Consider the following 275-nt stretch of genomic DNA (forward strand, 5'->3'; position numbering starts at 1 on the left):
ATCCAGGTAGCCCAGCCATTACAACGTTACTTAGACAAACCATAAGTCTTCTTAACTATACTCTTCGCTAGAGTAAAAGCTTTGCTGCGGTCGTGGCGGAATTGGTAGACGCACCAGATTTAGGTTCTGGCGCCGAGAGGTGTGAGAGTTCAAGTCTCTCCGACCGCACCATTATTTAGATATCTTAAATGATATCCTGTTGGGCTATCGCCAAGCGGTAAGGCACTGGCTTTTGATGCCAGCATTCCCTGGTTCGAATCCAGGTAGCCCAGCCA

Annotated in this window: 2 tRNA genes; both read left to right on the forward strand. The window is 48.4% G+C overall.

Going from position 1 to position 275, the window contains the following annotated elements:
- The first annotated feature begins 86 nt into the window (after positions 1-86).
- A tRNA-Leu gene (locus tag AB4496_RS13760) sits at positions 87-171 on the forward strand.
- A gap of 29 nt (positions 172-200) precedes the next feature.
- Positions 201-275: transfer RNA gene (locus AB4496_RS13765), tRNA-Gln, on the forward strand.

The sequence above is a fragment of the Vibrio sp. 10N.222.46.A1 genome (assembly GCF_041473595.1).
GTDB lineage: Bacteria > Pseudomonadota > Gammaproteobacteria > Enterobacterales > Vibrionaceae > Vibrio > Vibrio tasmaniensis_A.